This window comes from Bacillus sp. z14 (2026), assembly GCF_058313575.1.
Genome location: NZ_JBZFQK010000001.1, coordinates 987,657 through 1,011,382, shown reverse-complemented (window position 1 = coordinate 1,011,382; position 23,726 = coordinate 987,657). Strand labels below are relative to the sequence as shown.

21 protein-coding genes and 1 pseudogene are annotated in these 23,726 nt (G+C 37.5%); 17 read left to right on the top strand and 5 right to left on the bottom strand.

All coding sequences use genetic code 11. The annotated features are described in order from the left end of the window. Positions 1 to 37 precede the first annotated feature (37 nt). On the top strand, positions 38 to 532 hold the full coding sequence (locus AC4G3O_RS04760) for a GNAT family N-acetyltransferase (protein ID WP_490551641.1): 495 nt from the start codon (positions 38 to 40) through the stop codon (positions 530 to 532). Positions 533 to 645: 113 nt separating this feature from the next. Next, positions 646 to 2,088 (top strand): DEAD/DEAH box helicase, encoded by a 1,443-nt coding sequence (locus tag AC4G3O_RS04755; RefSeq protein ID WP_491135893.1) that lies wholly within the window; start codon positions 646 to 648, stop codon positions 2,086 to 2,088. A gap of 78 nt (positions 2,089 to 2,166) precedes the next feature. Here AC4G3O_RS04755 and AC4G3O_RS04750 read toward each other — a convergent pair. Beyond that, positions 2,167 to 2,765, bottom strand: a pseudogene (locus AC4G3O_RS04750) (kinase). A 315-nt stretch (positions 2,766 to 3,080) separates the two neighbouring features. Here AC4G3O_RS04750 and AC4G3O_RS04745 point away from each other — a divergent pair. After that, a complete protein-coding gene (locus tag AC4G3O_RS04745; protein WP_491135892.1) occupies positions 3,081 to 5,117 on the top strand; it encodes a Na+/H+ antiporter in 2,037 nt (678 codons plus the stop codon). Between the two features lie 155 nt (positions 5,118 to 5,272). After that, positions 5,273 to 6,283: an NAD-dependent epimerase/dehydratase family protein gene (locus AC4G3O_RS04740; RefSeq protein WP_139892499.1), complete on the top strand. Its 1,011-nt coding sequence runs from the start codon at positions 5,273 to 5,275 to the stop codon at positions 6,281 to 6,283. Positions 6,284 to 6,997: 714 nt separating this feature from the next. Here AC4G3O_RS04740 and AC4G3O_RS04735 read toward each other — a convergent pair. Continuing rightward, complete coding sequence (locus AC4G3O_RS04735) at positions 6,998 to 7,123, bottom strand: DUF4023 domain-containing protein (RefSeq protein WP_077248062.1); 126 nt, start codon at positions 7,121 to 7,123, stop codon at positions 6,998 to 7,000. A gap of 120 nt (positions 7,124 to 7,243) precedes the next feature. Here AC4G3O_RS04735 and AC4G3O_RS04730 point away from each other — a divergent pair, with 120 nt between their 5' ends. Together AC4G3O_RS04730 and AC4G3O_RS04725 are read left to right on the top strand one after the other, a co-directional pair. Beyond that, a complete protein-coding gene (locus AC4G3O_RS04730; protein WP_139892497.1) occupies positions 7,244 to 7,921 on the top strand; it encodes an NAD(P)H-binding protein in 678 nt (225 codons plus the stop codon). Positions 7,922 to 8,003: 82 nt separating this feature from the next. Then, a complete protein-coding gene (locus tag AC4G3O_RS04725) occupies positions 8,004 to 8,606 on the top strand; it encodes a DUF1836 domain-containing protein (RefSeq protein ID WP_066105014.1) in 603 nt (200 codons plus the stop codon). Positions 8,607 to 8,663: 57 nt separating this feature from the next. Here AC4G3O_RS04725 and AC4G3O_RS04720 read toward each other — a convergent pair whose 3' ends face one another. Next, complete coding sequence (locus AC4G3O_RS04720; RefSeq protein WP_262365983.1) at positions 8,664 to 9,047, bottom strand: rhodanese-like domain-containing protein; 384 nt, start codon at positions 9,045 to 9,047, stop codon at positions 8,664 to 8,666. A 579-nt stretch (positions 9,048 to 9,626) separates the two neighbouring features. Here AC4G3O_RS04720 and AC4G3O_RS04715 point away from each other — a divergent pair. The 9 genes from AC4G3O_RS04715 (at position 9,627) to AC4G3O_RS04675 (ending at position 20,975) form a co-directional block, all read left to right on the top strand. Continuing rightward, positions 9,627 to 12,179: a vitamin B12-dependent ribonucleotide reductase gene (locus tag AC4G3O_RS04715; protein ID WP_066105649.1), complete on the top strand. Its 2,553-nt coding sequence runs from the start codon at positions 9,627 to 9,629 to the stop codon at positions 12,177 to 12,179. Between the two features lie 96 nt (positions 12,180 to 12,275). Continuing rightward, positions 12,276 to 13,304 (top strand): spore photoproduct lyase, encoded by a 1,029-nt coding sequence (gene splB, locus AC4G3O_RS04710; protein ID WP_066105011.1) that lies wholly within the window; start codon positions 12,276 to 12,278, stop codon positions 13,302 to 13,304. A gap of 61 nt (positions 13,305 to 13,365) precedes the next feature. Further along, positions 13,366 to 14,262 (top strand): patatin-like phospholipase family protein, encoded by an 897-nt coding sequence (locus AC4G3O_RS04705; RefSeq protein WP_066105006.1) that lies wholly within the window; start codon positions 13,366 to 13,368, stop codon positions 14,260 to 14,262. A gap of 301 nt (positions 14,263 to 14,563) precedes the next feature. Continuing rightward, complete coding sequence (locus tag AC4G3O_RS04700; RefSeq protein WP_066105003.1) at positions 14,564 to 16,147, top strand: ABC transporter substrate-binding protein; 1,584 nt, start codon at positions 14,564 to 14,566, stop codon at positions 16,145 to 16,147. After that, entirely contained in the window at positions 16,140 to 17,126 is a 987-nt protein-coding gene (locus AC4G3O_RS04695; protein WP_139892494.1) for an ABC transporter permease, read from the top strand. Before AC4G3O_RS04700 ends, AC4G3O_RS04695 begins: the two co-directional genes overlap by 8 nt. Next, positions 17,110 to 18,600, top strand: a complete 1,491-nt coding sequence (locus AC4G3O_RS04690) for an ATP-binding cassette domain-containing protein (RefSeq protein ID WP_187393458.1) — start codon at positions 17,110 to 17,112, stop codon at positions 18,598 to 18,600. Before AC4G3O_RS04695 ends, AC4G3O_RS04690 begins: the two co-directional genes overlap by 17 nt. Continuing rightward, the gene (locus AC4G3O_RS04685) at positions 18,601 to 19,389 is read left to right on the top strand and encodes an ABC transporter ATP-binding protein (protein ID WP_148630103.1); all 789 of its coding nucleotides are present in this window, start codon (positions 18,601 to 18,603) and stop codon (positions 19,387 to 19,389) included. 360 nt (positions 19,390 to 19,749) lie between these two features. Beyond that, positions 19,750 to 20,367, top strand: a complete 618-nt coding sequence (locus AC4G3O_RS04680) for a phosphate starvation-inducible protein PhoH (RefSeq protein ID WP_066104990.1) — start codon at positions 19,750 to 19,752, stop codon at positions 20,365 to 20,367. Then, positions 20,367 to 20,975, top strand: coding sequence for a hypothetical protein (locus AC4G3O_RS04675; protein ID WP_066104987.1), 609 nt, complete (start codon positions 20,367 to 20,369; stop codon positions 20,973 to 20,975). The genes AC4G3O_RS04680 and AC4G3O_RS04675 overlap by 1 nt, the downstream gene beginning before the upstream one ends. A 159-nt stretch (positions 20,976 to 21,134) precedes the next feature. Here AC4G3O_RS04675 and AC4G3O_RS04670 read toward each other — a convergent pair whose 3' ends face one another. Both AC4G3O_RS04670 and AC4G3O_RS04665 read right to left on the bottom strand, forming a co-directional pair. Continuing rightward, entirely contained in the window at positions 21,135 to 21,527 is a 393-nt protein-coding gene (locus tag AC4G3O_RS04670) for an SA1362 family protein (RefSeq protein WP_077248061.1), read from the bottom strand. Positions 21,528 to 21,613: 86 nt separating this feature from the next. Then, complete coding sequence (locus AC4G3O_RS04665; RefSeq protein ID WP_066104984.1) at positions 21,614 to 22,561, bottom strand: DUF1385 domain-containing protein; 948 nt, start codon at positions 22,559 to 22,561, stop codon at positions 21,614 to 21,616. Positions 22,562 to 22,693: 132 nt separating this feature from the next. Between AC4G3O_RS04665 and AC4G3O_RS04660 the strand changes: the two genes are divergently transcribed. Both AC4G3O_RS04660 and aroQ read left to right on the top strand, forming a co-directional pair. Continuing rightward, a complete protein-coding gene (locus AC4G3O_RS04660; protein WP_066104981.1) occupies positions 22,694 to 23,206 on the top strand; it encodes a YqhR family membrane protein in 513 nt (170 codons plus the stop codon). 68 nt (positions 23,207 to 23,274) lie between these two features. Beyond that, positions 23,275 to 23,709 (top strand): type II 3-dehydroquinate dehydratase, encoded by a 435-nt coding sequence (gene aroQ / locus AC4G3O_RS04655; protein WP_491135891.1) that lies wholly within the window; start codon positions 23,275 to 23,277, stop codon positions 23,707 to 23,709. The last annotated feature ends 17 nt before the right edge of the window (positions 23,710 to 23,726 follow it).

Sequence of the window (23,726 nt, the reverse complement as noted above, 5' to 3'; positions counted from 1 at the left end):
GATCGAAAATATATTCTGCCTTTCAAATGAAAGAATCATGCTGAGAGAAATGATTAGTAGTGATTGGGTTGATGTACATAAATACGCATCACAGGATATAGTTTGTCAGTATCAGCCATGGGGACCGAATACGGAAGAAGAATCGAAAAAATTCGTGAGCCAAGTAATCGAGGATTCAACACAAAAACCAAGAGCAAGGTTTGTCTTCGCAATTATTTATAATGGAAATATGATTGGGGCCGGAGAACTTACAATACGAAGTTTCACTAATAAAGCTGGAGAAATTGGCTATGTTGTTAATCCGGATTATTGGGGAAAGGGAGTGGCGACAGAAGTCGCGTCTTTGTTAATTGAATTTGGATTTAAGGAACTGAACCTGCATCGTATATTTGCAACCTGTGATCCAAGAAATATAGGTTCAGCTAAGGTGTTGGAGAAAGTCGGAATGGTTAGAGAAGGAATCATTCGCGACCATTTGTTCATGAGAGAAGGCTGGCGAGATTCATTATTATACAGTGTTTTAGAACGGTAGCCTGAGATTAGAGTATCGTTCTAATTTCGATTATTCAGTGCCAATCAGGTATAATGGATAAAAGCATCTCTCAAGTGGAGAATCAGCTAAGTAACCGAAAAAGAGGAACATACATGACTGAACATAGCTTCAATGATTTTAACATAAGTCCCGAAATTATTCGGGCATTAAGTAAAATGAATTATTTTCAACCGACAGAGGTCCAGCAAAAGGTGATTCCAATTGCGATTGGTAATCAGGATCTTATCGTAAAAGCACAAACTGGCAGTGGGAAAACAGCTGCGTATGGAATCCCGATTTGCCATCATATAGAGTGGATTGAAAATAAGCCTCAGGCACTTATCCTAACCCCGACCAGAGAATTGGCTGCGCAGGTGAAGGAAGATTTAACGAATATTGGCCGATTTAAGCGGATTAAAGCAGCTGCTGTTTATGGAAAGCAATCATTTGCTAAGCAGCAGCTGGAGCTTAAGCAAAAAAATCATATTGTTGTTGGAACACCTGGAAGAGTGTTGGATCACATTCAAAAAGGTACATTAAATGTTGATGAACTTCGCTATTTGGTAATTGATGAAGCAGATGAAATGTTGAATATGGGCTTTATTGATCAGGTTGAAGCCATTATAAATGAATTACCTAAGGAACGAATCAGCATGCTGTTTTCAGCAACATTGCCGGATGATATTCAAAAACTATCCAATCAATATTTAAAAGAACCAATCTTTATTGAAATTAACAAAAAAGAGATGACGACTCAGTTGATCGAACACTCTTATTATAGGGTCAAGCATGAAAAGAAAGCGGAGCTGCTAAGGAAAGTTACGACGATAGAGAATGCGGATAGCTGCATCGTTTTTTGCCGCACACAGGAACAGGTAAACAATCTGTTTGATACATTGGTTAAATGGGAGTATTCATGCGGTAAAATTCATGGTGGAATGTATCAAGAGGACCGCTTCGATGTTATGAATCAATTTAAACGGGGTGAGTTTCGATATTTAATTGCCACGGATGTCGCTGCGCGCGGAATTGATATTGAAAATATTACACATGTCTTGAATTACGATTTTCCAGTGGAAAAGGAATCCTATGTACATAGGACGGGAAGAACGGGCCGTGCGGGACATACGGGAGTAGCCATTTCTTTTGTAACTCCTTTTGATGAAGAATTATTGAGAGAGACAGAAGAATATATAGGCTTTGCTATTCAGGTAAAAGAGGAGCCAACTGAAGCAGAAGTAGAAAAATGCAGGCCGAATTTCGAATCAAAAATGTTCGAAAATGAGATAAAGGAAGATAAAACGACCGAATTAAACAGTGGAATTATGAAGCTGTTTTTCAATGGCGGCAAGAAAAAGAAATTGAGAGCTGTCGATTTTGTGGGGACAATTGCAAAAATTGAAGGCATATCTGCTGAAGACATTGGAATTATCACAATTCAAGACCAGGCTACATTTGTTGAAATATTGAACAATAAAGGTCCAATCGTCTTACAGGCTATGAAGAATAAAACTGTTAAAGGAAAGAAATTAAAGGTATATGAGGCATTTGAATAATAATAGGATGCTCACCGATCTAAACAGCCCTTCCGAATCGTTCGGAAGGGCTGTTTTAATTAGATCCATCCTAAAGATCTAATCATCATTCTTGATAACCAAATCAGCTCGTTCTAGCGGGGTAACTTTCTTTATATAATACTCTTCTGCTTTCCAGTATCGATTTTGAAATTTATCGATATTCTCCTGTGTGGTCTTGCTTTCACGGCTGAATCTAGTTACTCTGGAACGATCTAGATAAATCATAAAATCAAAGAATGCTCTCCATTCTTTTCTTTGCAGAAATATACCTTCAACGATAATGAGGGAAGTTGCTGGAATCTGGATTACTTGCCATTTTTGCTTATCAGTGGTGGGGTCATATGCAGGGAGGAGTAACTCAGTTATTTCTTTAATTGATTGAAAAAATTAGCTCTTAGCCTCTCCGCGTCCCATTGGAGTCGGTAATATTCAATCCATTCATCGTGACCAGTGTGATAACGTTTATCTTTATCTACAATAAAATCATCAATATGAAAAAGGTGAAATGATAGACTCTGTTTCTCAAGTGACTGTTTCATTCTTTTGGTAAAAGTCGTCTTCCCAGAACGACTGAGGCCATCAATACCAAGAATAAATCTTTGTCCTACTTTAAGTTCGGGTAATTGATTAATTAGATTTTGTATATAATTCCCCATGTATTTCCTTGCCTCCTGTACTTTGAAATTGTCCTCACTTAAATAAAAGAATTTGATTTTTCCGTTATTTAATCTCCTTTAGAAATATTTTCCTTTATAATTATAGAAAAGGCAATACAAAGGAGGCGGTTACGTGGATATTGCTAGACATTATGAACAGATGCCACCCACTTTTCAAACGCGGATCGATTACAACACAGTAATGAATCCGATTAAAGAGAAAAGTTTTCCACATATCTGAATGGGTATATTAATAAGTAGCCTCCTTTTGTGGAAGAATATAAAAATTATTAATATCGAGTTAGAGGGAGAATAATGGATTTACTTTTATCAATTATATTGCTTTTAGTCATGCTTTTAATATCGAATATTATTAGCCACTATATTCCATCCATCCCCACCGCTTTAACTCAAATAGCTTTGGGGATTTTATTTGCTTTATTCATACAGGATCTATCATTTGAGTTAAAAGCGGAATGGTTTTTGCTTTTATTTATTGCACCGCTATTATTTAATGATGGACGTCGATTTCCACGCGATGATTTATGGAAAATGCGCTGGCCAATATTGGCCAATGCATTTATTCTTGTTTTTTTAACGACTATAATTGGCGGATATTTTATTAACTGGCTGATTCCCAGTATTCCGTTGGCCGCTGCTTTTGCTTTAGCAGCTATCCTTTCTCCAACGGATCCAGTAGCGGTGAATGGAATTGCCGAAAGGATTTACTTACCGACGATTATTTTACGTCTTGTTCGAGGCGAATCGTTGATTAATGATGCGTCTGGTTTAATTGCCTTTAATTATGCAGTTGCTGCGGTTGTAACAGGTTATTTTTCATTACAGGAGGCAGCAGTCGATTTTGTTTATGTGGTAATTGTTGGTGCGATTGCTGGTATTATCCTCGGATTATTAGCTATCCTAATCCGTTATTCACTAAGAAGACAAGGGATACAGGATGTCACCTTTTATTCTTTGCTGCAATTTGTCACGCCATTTATTGTTTATATTGTTTCAGAAGAAGTCCTGCACGCCTCTGGTGTAATTGCTGTAGTAGCTGCAGGTATTGTTCATTCCAGTTTAAGTGAAAAGACTGGAATGAAAAGTGCGGAGGAACAGGTGGTCACTGAGAATATGTGGTCGATCATCTTGTTTGTACTCAATGGAGTGGTGTTTTTATTATTGGGTTTGAGTTTGCCTTCTTCTATGAGAGCAACGGTAGAGAATCCTCTAATCAGCAATTGGCTTGTGCTTGGTTATGTCCTGGCGATTGGTTTGGCTATCATGATTATCCGAATTGTTTGGTCCTACTGTTTCTTAAGCATGGGTTATTACATAACTAACCGAAAAGAACAATCGAAGCCCAGCTGGAAAGTGGCCCTTCTAACCGGCTTGACCGGCGTACGCGGTGCCATAACGATGGCAGGTGTATTGTCAATGCCATACTTTGTAGCAACTGGAGATTTATTTCCTGAACGTTCTCTAATTGTATTTATAGCAGGCGGTGTTATTTTATTTACTCTTTTAGCTGCGACTATTCTATTGCCTTTGATCAGTAAAAAAGCCATTGAACCAGAGAGTGATGAAGAGAAAGAGTTTTTAGATGCTCAGATGAAATTAAAAATATTGAGGACTGCCATAAAGCGGATTGAAGAAGAACTAGAGCCGGAGAATCAATCCGCTGGTTACGAGTTAATTGGTGAATATAAAAAGATGATTGAGCAAATTCGCTATGAAAATAAGGATTTAGAATTTATTAAGGTATCGCAAAAAGAGAGAATAGAGGCTCGCTTAGTTGGTTTAAGAGCAGAAAGACATTATATCCAGGAGGCTGCTGCTGATGGTTCCGTAAGTGAAGAAATCGTGAAAAGACTCGAGAAGTCCCTGGATATAAGAGAAAATTTACTCACAGAGAATTTCATGTCCAAAATAACGACTCTTTTTGGCCAATTATATAGGAAGTATAAGCAATATAAGCGTGTGATAACCAAGGAAAACGAAAAGACAGCAGTCTTGTTAAATGATATGCGGGATATTCAGATTCAGGCGACAAAAGCTGCCATTGAAAGTCTAGAAAAATATGTAGAGGAAACGAACAATTCACATGTTTCATCCATCATTTATGAGTATCGAAGAATTATTGATAAACTGAAGCAACCAAATAAAGCCCGTTCAAATAATAGTATGAAGGATCAGCAAAAAGAAGAATTACGTTTCAAAGCTATTGAAGCTGAACGAGCTGACATTCAGCGAATGTATGAAGAAGGCCAAATAAATCGCGAACTGGCTCAGGATTTACGTCGATTTGTGAATTATGTGGAGAGTGTTATGCTTCAGGAAATTGAGGAATAGGCTTGCAGGTGTTCTACCTGTGAGCTTTTTTGTTTACCGTTTAAAGGTAAAGGGAAATGTGAGTATAAGATTTCACATAAAATACATTTTTGGTCAAATATACCACTATCTTAGATGATAAAATTTAGGAGAATGAAACGGAGGAGGCAACCAACATGAAAGTATTTATGATTGGCGGTACGGGCTTATTAGGTGCTGAAGGCGCAAGGGTATTAATTGAACAAGGGCATGAAGTGGCAACATTGTCACTGCCACCTATCCCTGAAGGCAGTAACCTTCCTGAAGAAATGGAGATAACTCTGGGAAATTATTTAACATTGACAGATGATGATATTCGTAAATATTTAACAGGCTGTGACGGATTTGTTTTTGCGGCAGGTGTAGATGAAAGAGTAGAGGCACCATCACCAATCTATTCATTTTTTGAAAAATATAATATTACACCATTAGAACGGCTATTAAGAATAGCAAAGGAATGCGGTGTCAAACATTCAGTTGTACTTGGGTCGTATTTTGCTTATTTTAATAGAGAACTACCCGAGTATGAACTGACGAAGCACCATCCATATATAAGGAGCCGTGTAGATCAGGCTAATATGGCTTTATCCTTCGGGGATGATGATATGAGTGTAGCCGTTTTGGAGGTTCCATATGTCTTTGGAAGCCAGCAGGGACGTAAGCCTGTTTGGGTATTCCTTGTTGAACAGATTCAAAATATGAAAGAAGCTGTCATGTATCCTGAAGGAGGAACAACCATGGTGACAGCGAAGCAGATCGGGGAGTGCATTGCTGGTGCCTTAATAAATGGGAAGACAGGTAATTATCCGGTTGGCTATTATAATATGGAGTGGAAAGAAATGCTGACCATCTTCCATAAATACATGGGAACACCGGACAAAGAAATCATAACAATTCCTGCCTCTAATTATATTGAAGCGATGAAGGCGAAAGCAGAAAAACAAAAGAGTGCTGGAATAGAACTGGGATTGGATACGGCTGAATTCGCAAAAATCTTTACTAAAAATCTTTTCATTGATAAAAAGACAATTGTTGACCACTTTGGTGTACAGCCAGATGATATAGAAAAAGCCATCGGAGAATCAGTTCAGTTAAGTCTGGATATATTGGAAGGAAAAAAAGCCGTAGTTGATATGAAAGCTGAATAAATCTACATGAGAGAAAAATATATATAAAGGAAGGGAAGCTTTGTTTCCTTCCTTTTTGTTATGAAAAAGGTAATGGGTCATTATAAAGAACCTTAACAAAAGGCTGTTTCGTAAAGATTGTGGCTTTCGTATGGAAGGGGAAGTTGGTATGGTTCGTATTATATAGTTCAGCCAGGACTTTCTGGTTGAACTTTTTATATGGATTTATTCTATCAGTAGCCAGGGTAGAATTTACGGGGATGTGGGACTGATATGGATTTCCTCCGCTAAACTGTTCACCCCCTACTTGTATAAATATATATAAGGCTAGGTGGACTGAGATCTTGTATAACAAACGAAGCTATAATACTACTTGGAGGAAATAGGGGGGACTGGTGAATCTATCAGAGGAGTATAAAGAACGAACCCAATTGTGGGCGTAGATAGCATTTTAATAAATTAATGGAGGATTAGTTAAAGAAGAAGTAATATTTATAATAAAGAAAACACGCCGTTTTTTGGGGCGTGTTTTCTTTATCTTTATGCCATTTATGATATCAAAAAGGTTATTACTTCAGAGTATTTTTAGAAAAGCATCTCAAAACGTAAACCTTTGGATTTATTCTGGTACTAATAGGTGTTACTCTATTTATGGGATTAATTAATCGTAAGAAAGGCTGGCAAGTAAGCAAAAAGCCATGAGAAACATAACTCATGGCATTCGATTACAAGGTATTAATGCTGTTTATTTGGAAGTTTTTTGCTTGGACGTCCATATCCTTGTTTAGCTTGGTTCTTTTCAGCCTTTTGTTGCTTTTCATGCAAATTTTCTACAAATTCATGAGTGCTTTCTTCTTTCATATATTTCATCCTCCCTCTTATGGATTTATAGTTATTTTCTCAATTTTAATGGAATTCATGCATGACGAAAATAGATTATAATAGAGGAAACGAAAATAAAGGGTAGATGGAGGAAAATAGATGACCGGTAAAGTAGGGTTAGTAATTGGGGCAACCGGATTAGTTGGAAAGGAGTTGGTGACAACGCTTTTGGATTCACGTGAATTTGAGAAAGTGATTGTATGGGTAAGGACCAGCACGGGTATTCAACATTCAAAGCTTAGGGAAAGTTTTCCGGATTTTGAACAATTGGATCAGGAACCTCTACCAAGTGATGTTGATTGTATTTTTTGCTGTTTGGGTACAACCATTAAGAAAGCGAAGACAAAGGAAGCGTTTAGGAAAGTCGATTATACATACCCGTTGATGCTTGCAGAGAATGCTAAACAGCACCAGGTTCGTCAATTCTTAATTATTTCTGCAATGGGTGCTGATGAAAAATCCCATGTGTTTTACAGCAAAACAAAAGGGCAACTGGAGACTGCATTGAAACAGCTTCAATTAAACAGTCTAACCATTTTTAGACCATCACTTTTATTGGGGAATAGGCAAGAATTTAGATTGGGAGAGGGATTGGCAGCTTTAGTCAGTAAATCTTGCCCGTTTGTATTTAAAGGTCCTCTTAAGAAATATAAGCCGGTACAAGGAAAAATGGTGGCAGAGGCTATGTATATATGTGCGCTGCAGGATAAAAAGGGTATAAATGAAGTTGCTTCCTATGAGATAGAGCAAATTGCCAAGTATTCCGATAAATTATAAAATGCTAAAAGTTCACCATCCTTACAGAATCTGAATGGTTAATGTATAATAGAAATTACTATTAGTAAACAGAGGTTACAAAATGAAAAACAATGAAGAACTTATCAATCAACTGGGATTGCAAGATAAAATCACATTAGAGGATATACCAGATATTGATTTATATATGGATCAAGTCATTCAATTATTCGAGAGTAAATTCAAAATGTCTAAGCGGAATGATGATGAAAAAGTTTTAACTAAAACGATGATTAACAATTATGCCAAGGGTAAAGTATTTTTTCCTATTAAAAATAAAAAATATTCTAAGCGGCATTTAATAGTAATCAGCCTGATTTATCAGTTGAAAGGGACACTCTCTATAAGTGACATTAAAACGATTCTGGGACCCTTGAACACTAAGATAGTAGAGGAAGACTTACAGCTTGATGAGCTGTATTCCAGCTTTCTGCGCTTGACTGATCACAATGCTCATAAATTTAAAGAAGACATACTAGAGAGTATCTCTGAGGCAAAAGAAGAAGGGGTACATTTAGGCGGCACTCTGGATGAGTTCAATGGCGATGTTGAATATTTTGAGAAATTATTAATGATCGCTTCTCTTTCTCATATGAGCCAGCTGTATAAAAAAGCAGCAGAGAATCTGGTAGATGAATTTAACAGTGGTAATAAAACGAAATCATAAAAAATATCTGTTTAATTATAAAGAGCCAAGTGCATACCCTGCATTGGCTCTTTGATTTTATTTAGTTTTAATTTTACCCTTCCATTGTTTGAAGCCGCCGTCGAGTTGATAAAGTTCACGATAGCCTTTTTTATATAGCATCTGAGCAGCTCGTGTGCTTCTCATTCCGCTTTGACAATAAAGATAAACAGGTTTATCTTTGCGGAGTTCCTTCATACGCATTTTCAATTGTGTTGAAGGTATGTTGCGGGCTCCTAAAATATGTCCGCCATCAAACTCTTTTTGCTCACGAACATCTATTAACTGAGCTTTTCGATAGCCAGCTTTAAAGTCCTCTTGGGACAATGTCGTAACCATTTTTTTGCTGGAGAACCAACTGTAGATGGAATATCCAATGATCAATACAGCCAGAACAATTAATACGATTAATGATGTTGGCAATTCAATCCCCACTTTCTCTTTCTGTTCACTTTACTATTATACAGTTCGTATATTTGTCTGGCAAAAAAATTTTCTGGTAATAGTTTACGAATTTGTGATAAAAAATTATTGCATTTAGGAAGGTAGACATATTGTCTTTGGATTCAAAATAATGGTTATATCGATATAGCGTTATTAGAAAGGACAATAAGTTTACAAATCACTATAAATCAAGTATCGTGCATTATGGACAAAAATTTATTTTTTAGAAAAAAAATTTTGGGTCGAAAATGCAAAAATGCTGTTATATGAAGCATAGTTAAGCTTCATAATATGCAAGCTGAGATTTTGTTTATTTTGGTTCGAAAATAGTTAAAAAGAAGATTATATCTTTGATTTTCTTTACTTTTTGTAAAATTTTAATAATTGACAATTTTAGCAGAAGATGCTCCAGACACTATATGTGGTATGAATTATAAAAATACAAATACTATATGTTGAATTAAAATGTAGCCTATGATAACGTAGAGATATTCATTTAAGAACTTAACAAAGATAAATAAAAAAGAGATAATATTATTGGTTGAAGGAGAGATCAAATTGCCTACTGTAACAAATCGCAAGTTGTCTATAAATGTCGAAAGGTTAAATAAAGATATAGCCCTATTTCCGCAAGTTTTTCCGATTACTCCAGACATGAATAAGACGTATAAGGGTGTTTCAAGGCTTGTGATGATAGATCGCTATTCCTTCAAAGATACGGAAAAAATGACACTTAGTAATGGAGATTTTGTTGTACTTACCATTAAAGAAGACCCAAAATTTCCTGCCCGTGGACTTGGGTACATCCAACATATTGATTGGGAAGCCAAGAAAGCACATGTATTGGTTGAAGAAGAATTCCGCTCATCCTTGGACAAGCATGATGAAATTAAAACCGGTCTGATTTGTAAATCACTCGACGTCATTGAAAAACCACTTGAAATTTATTATGAACAGATTGCGAAACGGAATGCACGCGGTTTGGCTGAAGTTGAAAAAACGGAAGAGAAACGCAAGGAATGGTTTGATAAATTTTATAATGAATTAGTTCAAACGAATTTTATCCCGGCAGGACGTGTGCTCTATGGAGCCGGTTCTGAAACAGAAGTAACCTACTTTAACTGCTATGTAATGCCATTTATTAATGACAGCCGTGAAGGGATTTCTGAACATCGCAAACATGTGATGGAAATTATGAGTCGCGGAGGCGGTGTCGGTACGAATGGTTCCACTTTACGTCCAAGAAACACGCTTGCTCGCGGTGTAAACGGAAAATCCTCAGGTGCAGTATCCTGGTTGGATGATATTGCAAAATTAACTCACTTAGTTGAACAGGGTGGTTCCCGTCGCGGAGCTCAAATGATTATGCTCTCTGACTGGCATCCGGATATCGTAGAATTTATCATCTCAAAAATGCAAAATCCTAAAATTTTGCGCTTCTTAATGGAAGTCAGCAAGGATGAAGTAATTCGTAGACATGCATCTGAAAAATTGAAATTCACTCCGCTCACAATGCAAGAGGAAGCCATGTATCAAGGCATAGTCAATTATAAAAACATCTCGGGGTTTGGCGGATTTAATGAGGCAATCATTAAGGAAGCAGAAGAAAAACTTTCCGCTGGTGGAAATGATACTGTTCATAATCCAGACTTTTTAACAGGTGCCAATATTTCAGTGTGCTTAACAAAAGAATTTATGGAAGCTGTAGAAAATGACGGAGAATATGAACTTCGATTCCCGGATGTTGAGTCCTATAATGAAGAAGATATGAAAGCCTATAATGAAAAATGGGCTGATTGCGGTGATGTACGCGAATGGGAGAAACTAGGTTATGCTGTGCGTGTATATCGTAAAATTAAAGCTCGCGAATTATGGAATTTAATCAATATCTGTGCGACTTATTCTGCGGAGCCGGGCATTTTCTTTATCGATAATGCAAACGATATGACAAACGCTAAAGCGTACGGTCAAAAAGTAGTTGCGACGAATCCTTGTGGGGAACAGCCATTGGCTCCTTATTCTGTATGTAACTTGGCTGCTGTCAATCTGGCTGAAATGACAGATAAAGATCGCAAACAAGTGGACTTGGAGAAACTGAAACAAACGGTAAAAGTGGGCGTGCGCATGCAGGATAATGTTATTAACGCGACTCCATACTTCCTTGAAGCCAATAAAAAACAGGCTCTAGGGGAAAGACGCGTTGGCCTAGGTGTAATGGGTCTGCATGATATGCTTATTTATTGTGAAAAAGAATATGGTTCCGAAGAAGGAAATAAGCTGGTTGATATTGTATTTGAAACAATTGCAACTGCAGCATATGAGGAATCTATTGAAATCGCGAAAGAAAAAGGCAGCTTCCCATTCTTAGTTGGTGAATCAGAGGAAGAAACGAAAGAATTGCGCACACGTTTTATTAATACAGGGTATATGAAAAAAATGCCTGAACATATTCGTGAAGGAATCATGAAATATGGTATTCGTAACTCACATTTGTTAACAGTTGCTCCTACTGGAAGCACTGGTACAATGGTAGGTGTTTCTACAGGTCTTGAACCATACTTCTCATTCACATATTTCAGAAGCGGACGTTTGGGTAAATTTATTGAAGTGAAAGCTGATATAGTAGAAGAGTATTTACGTCGCAATCCTAATGCAGACAGCAATAATCTACCTTCATGGTTTATTTCTGCAATGGATTTAACTCCTGAGAAACACGCTGATGTACAATGCATTATCCAACGTTGGATTGATAGCTCGATCAGTAAAACGGTAAATGCACCGAAAGGATATTCCGTTGAACAAGTAGAACGAGTGTATGAGCGTCTATATAAAGGCGGAGCTAAGGGTGGAACTGTATACGTAGATGGAAGCCGTGATACACAGGTATTAACGTTAAAGGCTGAAAACGATACGGATCAATCCACTCAGCCACAACATACGAAGCAGCATGTTGTTCTTATCGACACAATTGATGCACTTGAATCAACAAGCGTAACAATCGGAAGCGAAGTTGGAAATACTTGCCCGGTCTGCCGCCAAGGAAAAGTGGAGGAACTTGGTGGGTGCAATACATGTACGAACTGCGGTGCTCAGCTTAAATGTGGATTGTAAATAAAAAATTGATATAAGTGATAAAAAGGATGGTAAAGATTAACGCCATCCTTTTTTTTATTTCTGAACACACTATCTGTTAAGTAGGTGAAAAACATGAAACCATTTATTCCTCAATTAGTTTATTTTGAACCTAAAGCATTGGAATATCCGTTAGGAAAGGCTTTATATGAAAAATTTCAGAGCCTGCCAGTGGAAATTAGGCAAACCACATCCCATAATCAGATTCGCGATTTGCCCGGTGATAATGAACTGCAAAAATATCGAATCGCCAAATCCACGATGGTGATTGGAATACGGAAGACATTAAAATTTGATACATCAAAGCCTTCAGCAGAGTATGCGATCCCGCTGGCTACAGGATGTATGGGGCATTGTCATTATTGTTATTTACAAACAACGCTTGGCAGTAAGCCCTATATTAGAGTGTACGTGAATCTAGAAGAGATTTTTGAACAGGCAAGTAAATATATGGAACAGAGAGCGCCGGAAATCACAAGATTTGAGGCGGCTTGTACCTCCGATATAGTAGGTATTGATCACCTCACGCATTCCTTAAAGGAAACGATTAATTTTATCGGCAGTACTGAATATGGAAGATTACGATTTGTAACTAAATTTCATCATGTCGATCATTTGCTTGATGCTAGACATAATGGAAAAACCAGTTTCCGCTTCTCCATAAACTCCCGTTATGTTATAAAAAATTTTGAGCCAGGAACCTCTTCGTTTGATGAGCGGTTGGAGGCTGCTCGAAAAGTGGCAGCAGCGGGATATCATCTTGGGTTTATAGTCGCTCCGATATATATGCATGAAGGCTGGGAAGAAGGATATTATGAATTATTTGATCGTTTGAGGCATGCGTTAGGTGAAGAGCTGTCCATGATGAAAATTAGCTTTGAACTCATCCAGCATCGCTTTACAAAGCCGGCAAAAAAAGTTATTCAAGCACGATATCCTAAGACAAAGCTTGAGATGGATGAAACGAAGCGTAAGTATAAATGGGGGAAATACGGTATAGGGAAATATGTCTATCCTGATGAAGAAGCGAATGCTTTGAAAACTCATATAGAAAACTCCATCAAAGAGTTCTTTCCGAATGCAGAAATACAATACTTTACCTAATGTGTTCTAAACCTCTCTCTCCCAGATTAAAAATGAGTAAGTAAGGGGGGAGGGGTTTTATTTGTTTATTGACGGAGTGTTTTCCGGAGGAGGTATAAAAGGGTTTGCTCTTATTGGGGCAGTAATTGAATTAGAGAAGCAGGGATATCGGTTTAAAAGAGTAGCCGGAACAAGTGCAGGCGCAATCATTGCCGGGTTTATAGCAGCGGGGTACTCAGGGAGCGAAATTAATGAAATTATGAAAAGCGTTAAATTAACGAAGCTATTGGAAACAAAAAAAAATAAACATTTTCCACTAGCCAAATGGCTCAAATTATATTGGAGTATGGGACTTTACAAAGGGGATGCCTTGGAGCTATGGATTAAAGAGGTATTGGCCAGGAAAAATATTAGGACATTTGCAGATTTAGCTGATAAACAATTGAGAGTTATTGCATCTGATCTAACAAATGGAAGATTGATGGTTTTGCCGGATGATCTGCCAAAATATAATATAAACCCCAATCAGTTCTTAGTGGCGAGAGCGATTCGTATGAGCTGCTCTGTCCCCTTTTTCTTTCAGCCGATTACGCTTCGAACGGTAGGGGAGAAAAGGGTTATCGTAGATGGCGGGGTTTTAAGTAATTTTCCTATGTGGCTGTTTGATCAAGATAATGTTATCGCTGAGAGACCGGTGCTGGGATTAAGGCTGGTACCAGAAAAACAACAAGCAGTGGTCCATGAGCGTGATATCAATAATGCAATCGAACTTTTTACATCTTTATTTGAAACGATGAGGAATGCTCATGATGCCAGATATATTTCAAGAAAATTCGTTAAAAACATTGTGTTTATACCAATTAAAGAGGCGGGATTTATAGAGTTTTCTATTTCTGACAATCAGCGGCTAGTATTAATTGATCAAGGTAAAGAAGCGGCGAAGCATTTTCTTAAGGATTGGGTTTACCGAATCAGATGATATAAAACAATAAACAAGTACACTTTGTAGCATCTACTAATAGTAGGGTGCTTTTTTTGTCTCAAAAAGAGTGGCTCTTAATAGTTATAAACGTTAAGAATATGTTGATATAATAAATTGAATGAGAAAATAAAAACATTTTCTTTATATATTAGTAATATTTTCCATTATATAGTGTATTTTGTATAGGACGTTTTTCTCATTTATTAAACGATTATAATTTTTTAAAATAATGATATTGATAATCATTATCAACTGTTATATGATAAGAACCATCATATGTTGAAAGGGAGTTGTATGGATGAAAAGGATTTCATTTTTACTACTATCATTATTCATCCTGCTCGCAGGATGTTCAGGTGGTGGCACTTCACCAAATACAAATACAGATTCAAAGGCATCTGAAAAAAATAAGACCGTGAAGATTGCATGGGCAGATAGTGGGTTCCCATCTCCATTTACATTTACCTCAAATGGTCCCGGAGGATATTTACGCAGCAGTTTCATTTTTGACTCGCTTACTTGGAAAGATGAGACTGGGGTAATTCCTTGGCTGGCATCTTCCTGGGAAGTATCTGAGGACAAGCTAACATACACGTTTAATTTAGAAAAAGATGTGCAGTTTCATGATGGAGAATCATTAACCGCCGATGATGTTGTCTTTTCATATAACTATTTTAAGAAACATGCGTTCCAGTGGAATGCAGATATGTCTAAAATAGCTTCACTAAAGAAAATATCAAATCACAAAGTTGCAATTACGTTGACCGAGGAATATTCCCCATTTATCACTGAAATTGCCGGAATTCTTCCAATTCTACCAGAGCATATCTGGTCAGAAATCGAAAATCCAATGGAATATACGGAAGAAAATGCATTAATAGGTACAGGTCCATATGTTCTTGATAGCTATAACAGCTCGACTGGTAATTATCGTTACCTAGCAAATGAGGCTTATTTCAAAGGTGATGTTACGGTTAAGGAAGTTCAATATTTGAATGTAGAGAATAAAATGCTCTCCCTGCAAAAAGGGGAAATAACCGGCGGCATGACGTATAACTATACAGAAGTGAAGCAAATGGAAGAACAAGGGTTTAAAGCGCTTCAAAGTAATCCAACAGGAAGCGCAGTTCGTATTGTTTTTAATTTGGAAAATGAACAGTTAAGTGATAAAAGGCTACGTCAAGCAATTGCCTATGCACTTAATCGAGGTGAAATAGCAGAAAAAGTATTGGGGAATTCCAAAACCATTGTTGGTAGCGGAGGGGTAATTCCACCTGATTCGGATTGGTTTAATGAAGATGTAAAAAAATATGATTATGATGTGGATCAAGCAAATGAAATGTTAGATTCACTCGGATATGAAAAAAATAAAAATGGTGTTCGAGAAGAGCTTAGCTTAAAACTTCTGGTTTCTTCTACTCCTCAGGAAGCCGAATTAATGAGATCAATGCTTGCTGATGTAGGGGTGAAATTGCAAATTCAAACAGTAGATACAGCTACTTTTACAACTGCTATGAGTGAAGGGAAATATGATATGGCTTTAACAGGGCACATTGGATTAAGTGGGGATCCTGATTTCCTCCGCTTATGGTTCTCTGGTCAGGCAAGCAATGCATATGCTGGGAATGCTGTATTCAATCATCAAGAATTTAACGAGTTGGCTAGTAAACAACTGTCTCAAGAAGGGGAAGAGCGTAACGAAACAGTTGATTCTATGCAGGATATTTTAGCTGAAGAGCTGCCTACATTAGTGATTTACCATCGCCCGTTCTACTTTGTTTATGATGCTAATGTATTTGATGGATGGTTTAACACATATGGTGGTATTTCAGACGGAATTCCATTAACAGATAACAAGGCAGCGTTTATTGAATATGATTAAAATTTTTAAGCTGTACGGTTCTCTTCTTCTTATCTTGATTCTCTTAAATTTTTTTCTTCCTCGACTAATGCCGGGGGGACCTCTTGAATATTTAGAGGGGCAGGAAAGCGGTGCAACTTTAACAGAGCAACAAAAGAATTCAATGATTGAATATTATGGGCTGAATGATTCAATGGCTGAACAATTTATTGATTATATAGTTGGCATCGTACAGTTTGATTTTGGATTTTCATATACTTATAAATTGCCTGTTAATGATATCATAATGGACCATATTTCTTACACGCTATGGATTGTCGGAATTTCTTCTGTTCTATCTATTGTAATTGGTATTTTTTTAGGACTGTTATCGGGTTGGGTTCATCATAAAAAAGGTGATAAAACATTCATGTCAACAATGCTGGCAATTGGCGCTTTACCCGAATTTTTATTCGGTATGCTATTGCTTATTGTGTTTGGAGTTATGCTGGATATGCTTCCAATGAGCGGAGCCCATACACCGTTTATGGATAGCGAATCAATATGGGTAAAAGTTAATGATGCGGCTAAGTATGCTATTTTACCAATAGTGACATTAACCATGGTAAACCTGACAAGGATCTATTTACTCGTGCGTAATGAAACGATTCAGGTAGCTTCCTCACCTTACATTGAATTTGCGAAGATGAAGGGCGTCAGGGAAATCCGGTTAGTTTTCAGACATGCGTTTAAAAATGTTTTAATACCTATATTTACTCTGATTATGATAAGAATTGGCTACACCTTTACAGGAGCAATCTTTGTAGAGACGTTATTTTCTTACCCGGGAATTGGGCAGTTATTAAAAGAGTCCATTCTTTCACGGGATTACCCATTGATGCATGGTCTGTTTTTATTATTTGCTGTTATGATTTTGATTTGCAATGCACTGGCAGATTCTATTTATCCTAAACTAGATCCACGTGTTAGAGGGGGCAAACATGTTGAAAAAGTTCTATAAGTTCCCTTTACTTTGTTTAGCCGTGGTCATGCTGTTGGCATTCTTTGGTCCATTACTTTCTCCTTATTCAGCAATGGATTATAGCGGAGGATTGTTTGAACCTCCTTCATCTGAGCATTGGCTGGGTACAAATCGTTTAGGTCAGGATATATTTAGCCAATTATTATATGGAACCCGTACAAGTGTCTTAATTGGACTTTGTATTGCTCTGTGTTCGACAGTTTTAAGTGTATTGCTGGGACTGGCAGCGGGATATTTGCCGAAATTCGATAAATTCATTAACGGGCTGGCCAATATTTTATTAGTGCTTCCAAATTTGCTTTTGATATTATTGGTTGTTGCTTTTACGGGTTCCGGTGTAATTCAGCTTGTAATCATTTTAAGTCTTTTATCGTGGCCGGGTTATATGAGAATTATTCGATCCTCTGTTTTAACATTAAAAGAAAGAGAATTTGTAAAAGCATCGGCGCTGTTTGGTGGCAGTTCTTTTTATGTATTGAAATCTCATATTCTTCCGCAATTGCAGCCCATCATAAAGACTAAATTCGTGATGACATTTCAATCTGCTGTTTTGACAGAAGCAGGTTTAGCATTCCTAGGTTTGGGTGACCCGAATGTGATATCTTGGGGAAGCATGTTAAATATGGCTTTCACACAAACATCTATTTTCTTAACTGGCCAATGGACATGGATTGTATTGCCGCCAGTGATTATGCTGCTCATCACATCGGTTTCGCTTGCTTTCTTATTGGAAGATAAACAGAAGAAGTCTTCAAAAACAAAGAAACAAAAGGGTACAACACCAGTGACCGGCAAGTCTCGCGATTTATATTGTCACTTGGAGCAGGTTACATATGACGAGACTACTATTGTTGAAAATATCGAGTTTACGATCAAAAGAGGAGAGATTGTGAGTTTGATTGGGCCTTCAGGCAGTGGAAAAACAACGATAGCCAGAGCTTTGTACGGATTATTGCCGGCTGAGAACTGGGTTGGCGATGTTACATATGACGGTGAGTCTGTTCGCGAGAAATCCTTTAGAGAAAAGCACTACTGGAAAACATGCTCATTTATCTATCAGGATGCACGGGCGGCATTTAATCCAGTATTAAAAATAAAAGAACAGTTTTTAGAAACCGGTATAAGTCTTGTGGAAGCTGAGAAGAGTGTTGTGGAAGTCGCGTTAAATAAAAACATTTTGGACAAGTATCCGCATGAGTGCTCCGGCGGCATGTTGAGCCGGGCTCTAATCGCACTTTCTTTGGTAAATAAACCAGCTTTTGTGATTGCAGATGAATGCACAAGTGCGCTGGATCCTATATTGAAAAAAGAAGTAGTGGAACTCTTGGAGGAAAAAGTCCGTTCACATGGGATCAGTCTATTATTTATCACGCATGATTTAGATGTAGCGTATGCAATCTCGGATCGGATGTTTAGTTTAAATGATAAACAACTGATGAAGGAAGTGCAATGAATGTTAAGAGTTCAAGATGTAAATAAAAGCTACCAAAATCAGGATGTGCTTCGGGGAATCAATTTTGAGATTTTGTGCAATGAATTTATTTGTTTGATAGGAGAATCAGGATCAGGTAAATCTACAACGGCTGAAATCATTATGGGGATTCAATCACCGACAAGCGGACTTGTTGAAAAAGAGCCATGTTGTACGATTCAATATATTTACCAAAATCCGGAGCGTTCCTTTAATCCGTTTTGGACAATGGAGAAAAGTTTAATGGAACCGCTTGTCCTTAAAAAGGAAAAACCGGAATTAATAAAAAAGAAAATAAAAGAATTAATGGCTAAGGCAGACTTGCCAACAGAATTATTAGCAAAAAAACCAAGCCAATGTTCCGGTGGGCAAAAGCAGAGATTAGCTATTATTAGAGCTTTATTAATGAATCCTAAGCTTTTAATAGCCGATGAAATTACATCTGCTCTGGATCCGCAAACAGAAAAGTTAATCATCAACCTATTAAAGAAATTTCAGGTTGAATTCCATATGTCTGTTTTATACATTACGCACCGAATTCAGTCTGTCGGTAATGTAGCAGATCGAATGATGGTACTTGAGACAGGGACCATTGTCGAAAGCGGACCTCCTTCTCAAGTTCTAAACCACTCAACACATCCCTACACAAAAAAATTAGTAGAGGCATGCTACTACTTTGAAAATAAAAAGCTGAGACGACTGAACAGGAGAGAAGAGCATAAGACGAATACTCGAAGGGAAAGTTCTTCCCCGCAGAGTATTTGCTTATGACTCGAGCTCCTAGGAGTCGAAGCTAGATTGAATAAAAAGCTGAAACGGCTTGCCCAGAAGCGAAGAGCATAAGACAGAGGCTCGTAGGGGAAGGCTTTTAGGAACAAAGGCTAAGAGCGCCACATCGTGTGGCAACGCCTTCGTGACCTACGTCCTGTAGCCCTCCGCAGAGACTATGCTTATGTCCTGAGCTTCTAGCCGTTGAAGCTAGATTGCGCAAAAAGCTGAAACGACTGCCCAGCTCCGACAAGCATAAGAGGAGGCACGTAGGGAGGTGATCTTTCCTCCTGTAGTGGCTACACTTATGACTCGAGGAGTTAGGAGTTGAAGCTAGATTACTCAACACAAGGAGGAGATACAATGGAACTTAAAATACTGGAACTATGTCCGAATCATGCATTTGGTTATAAAACAGAATTATCATCCGGTCAACATACTAAATTAATGGAATATGAGTTTGCAAACATTGAATTGGCTCCATACAATGTTTTGGTTATTACGGATTTTGCAGATCAGGAGTATTTGTATAAACATAAAGAAAAAATAGAGCAATTCTTAAACGAAGGAAAGATTGTTGTCTTTTGTGGCCACTTATTCAGAGAATGGCTGCCAGGCTGTACGCCAATGATGCCGAAGAAGATTCGCGGCCATCAGGATTACCTAGTAGAGGTTCCTGAGGATTCACCGATTTTTAAAGGTGTAAAAGTAGAGGATATGGTATATACGAAGGGTGTTGCAGGTTTCTTTGCAAGAGGTTTTTATTTGCCACCGAAACATGCGGAGATTTGCCTAACATTTACAGATGGTAAGGCCATTACGTACATTGATCGTGAAACAACGAATGGGACAGTTATTGTTCATGCTGGCAGGAGTTTATTAGGATATGGTCAGCGGAAAAACACAACAAATCAAATAACTCCTCAATTTATAGAGGTTCTTAAGAAGGAAATAGTACGCACCAAAGGAGTTGAGGCATAATGAGAAAAATAGCTGTGATTTATGGCGGGCATGCGCCGCATTATAGAACTTTTCATGAGCCAAAGTATGCGCAATTCATAGACTCTCTTATTTATCAGCTTGAATTGAAAGATTTTGATTTAACAGGATTTGATGTGTTGATTGTTCCTTCTCAATTAAATGGTCAAATACTGCTTGATAATAAAGAGAAGTTCTATGAGTTTGCTGATCAGGGCGGTATTATTGTGGCTATGGGTCCACAGCCATGGGAATGGCTCCCTAATCAAAAATGGGAAGAACGCGAGACGAATTTTTGGTGGTGGCTTGAAGAAAATGCAAATAGTGGGTTAGTAACTAAAAATGATGACCATGAATTTTTTAAGTATATTACGCTTGAGGATTCAACATGGCATCAACACGGAGTATTTTGGCCACCAGAGCATGCTACCACACTTATAGCTACGGATGATGGCGGATCTGTACTGTATATAGATGAACAATCAACTAAGGGCACTTGGATTATTACGACTCTTGATCCTGACTATCATTATGGTTCCTATTTTATGCCGGCAACTGAACGATTTTTAGATGGCCTTTTTCCATGGTTGTATCGTGGAGAATTTAAATAAGTCAATTTATCAGTTAAACTTTTAATCTATAACTTATGGATTATCCTTTATTATAATCACCCTAGCTTATTATTCTAATTTTACCCGTTAGGTGAAATAAGGATTAAAGTATCAATCATATATTGTTCTTTAACGAAAGCACGTAAAAAACCGAACTCTTTAAAAAAGGGCCCGGTTTTTTTTACGTGCTTTCTTTCCTTCTATGACAGTCAGTTTGACATCTGACTTTTTCTTAGGTCTGTTAATCAGCTGTTCTTTAGAAATGACAGTTAATCCATGTGTATTATGTTTGCTTCTTTTTGTTTTAATCATTTCATGTTTACGTTTCTTCTTGATTGTTTTTCGGGCTGCTTTCCTGTATGCCTGATACTCTCCACCCGAGTTACCATTCCTGAATCGTGTAATAACAAAATAAATCAACCCAACAACAGCGGCTCCAATGAGTACGTTTTTAATTAGTTCGAACGGGTTATTTATCAAAGTGGAAATTAACCCCAAAGCTGCGAAACCAAGAAGGATATAAATAATAATCATCGAATTCTTACGATTCACAGAAAGCACCTCCTTTAAGAGCATCATTGGCATATTTAGGAAAAAATAAACAATAAGCAAGGAAATTATTTTTCTTTTATTATTCTTTACACTATTTTTTCTTCGAGTAAACCTTGTTTGTAGTTATTTTCAGTTTCGAGCATTTTGTTAAATGATACGATGGCTACCTCAATTTGTTCATCGCTTGGTTCCTTTGTCGTTAAAAGCTGCAACCATAGTCCCGGATAACCTAAAAAGCGCAATACAGGAACGTTACGTACTTTATTGGTTAACTGCAGTACTTCGAATGATACACCTAGGACAATTGGTATTAAGGCAATTCGGTTTAAAATACGAATATAAAGGACATCAGAAGGAACGAACATATATAGAAAAACTCCAACAAATACGGTGAATAAAATAAAGCTGCTTCCGCATCGATAATGCAATCTAGATGCGTTACGAACATTTTCCACCGTTAATTCCTTATTGCTTTCAAATGCGTTGATAACCTTATGTTCTGCCCCATGGTATTGAAAGACTCTTTTTACGAGCGGTGTTAACGATACGATATAGATATATAGTAATAATAATGTGAGTTTGAAAAAACCTTCTAATAATACTTGTACTGTTTCTCCGGGTGCTATGCTCTTAAAAATAACAGCCAAAAATATTGGTACTACGGTAAAAAGTAATTTACTGAGTATAAAGGATAAAATCCCAATGCCTGCTACGCCCAAAATCATACCCAGTTTAGACGTTTCTTCTTCTTCAATCTTATGGTCATCTGCTGGGTCAACGTCATATCGATCTGTAGAGAAAGATAAATGCTTGGAGCCGATTGCACTGGATTCTAATAAAGCCACAATACCACGCAGAAACGGAATCTTTTTTAATTTTATCAGCAGGGGATGGCTTGTTTTTGGCAATGCATAGGAATCGAATGATCCATCTTTTCGTTTAATGGTTGTAACGGTACAATGTTTGCCTCCAAACATTACACCTTCTAATACAGCCTGTCCGCCGTAGATTGGCTTATTATCCAATTTATTCATCACTCCATAATGGTTAAGTTGTCTATATTATCTATTCTACAGAATTTTTCTCTATTTCACTAGTGATTGTTTCCATTTCTCTTATGAACTTTGTCTATTTCGCACATACTAGCAGTTGTGAGGTGATTGGATATGGAAACAGCAAAAGAAAAGCTGAAAAAGCCGATGGGCTATTATGGTGTAATTAATTCAGTTGGATTTTATGGAGGATTGCTTTGGGGTGCGATTTTTCAAATCTGTCACTATTTTCATTTTACGGAAATAGGTCCAACATTTCTTCTTCGCACATGGGTGAAAGCCGATTTTGTTAAAGGGTGGATGGGCGTGGTACTGTCAATTTTATGCCTGTGTCTTATTTCTATGCTCTTTGCTTATGTTTACTCCTTTATTTTTCGTAAGATGCAATCTTATTGGATTGGTATTGTTTATGGGATTGCTCTGTGGGGTCTTTCATTCCTTGTATTAAGGCCATTATTTCCAGGAATGAAAACGGTTGGGGAACTATCAGCGGATACCATTGTAACGACACTATGTATCTTTGTCTTGTACGGACTATTTGTCGGGTACTCCATTAGTTTTGAATATCATGAACGGAAACTAGAGGCAGAGGAAGGAAAGAAAGTAAAAGTGGATTCCGTCCAGTAATAGGTAGTCGAATTTTTCACTCTTGTGTTAAAATTGAAAGTATCACTTTAAAACACGGGAGCCTGGTTATGGATAAAAAAATTTATTTAATCAACGGACCAAATCTAAATTATCTGGGGTTTCGAGAGCCCGAGATTTATGGAAGAACGACTCTTGCAGATCTTGAAGAGTCGTTAGCGACTCAGTCTATAAAACTCGGGGCGCAATTGGTGTGTTTTCAATCCAATTACGAAGGAGCGATAATAGATAGGCTATATGAGGCGGAAACAAACTCGGCTTCAGGGATTATCTTAAACCCAGGGGCATTTACGCACTACAGCTATGCGATACGGGATGCGATCGCCTCTATTTCAGTTCCGGTAATAGAAGTACATATTTCAAATATCCATGCCAGAGAACCTTTTCGTCATCAATCTGTCACTGCCCCTGTCACGAAGGGTCAAATTGTAGGGCTTGGGTTGAATGGCTATGAATTGGCGTTACGTGCTTTATTGACTAGTTAATCATGAGGGAGAGGTCT